This is a genomic window from Virgibacillus sp. 7505, from assembly GCF_002272135.1.
In the GTDB taxonomy this organism is placed as follows: Bacteria; Bacillota; Bacilli; order Bacillales; family Amphibacillaceae; genus Terribacillus.
In genome coordinates this window covers 1-214 of sequence record NZ_NPBF01000453.1, presented here as the reverse complement: position 1 = coordinate 214, position 214 = coordinate 1, and the positions used below count along the sequence as shown (strand labels likewise).

The following is a 214-nucleotide window of genomic DNA, read 5'->3' as shown; positions in this document are numbered from 1 at the left end:
CCTGCCTGAGCGAATGCTTTCGTAAATTCGACAAAACGGTCATCCCCGCGAAGTTGGTCTGGGGAAAAGCCTCCAGGAAGCAACAACGCGTCAAAGTCGTCTACATGAACATCGTCAATGCTTTTGTCAATTGTTACTTTTGCGTCGCCTTGCTTGCCTGTCACCGTTTTACCTGCTTCTTTTTCAATTGTGACCAATTCATGGCCTGCTTCCG

General features: G+C 48.1%; 1 protein-coding gene. It reads right to left on the bottom strand.

Annotated elements, in window-relative coordinates; all coding sequences use genetic code 11:
* Positions 1-214: DJ-1/PfpI family protein (locus tag CHH91_RS19755; RefSeq protein WP_176465906.1), on the bottom strand; the 214-nt coding region annotated here is incomplete at both ends.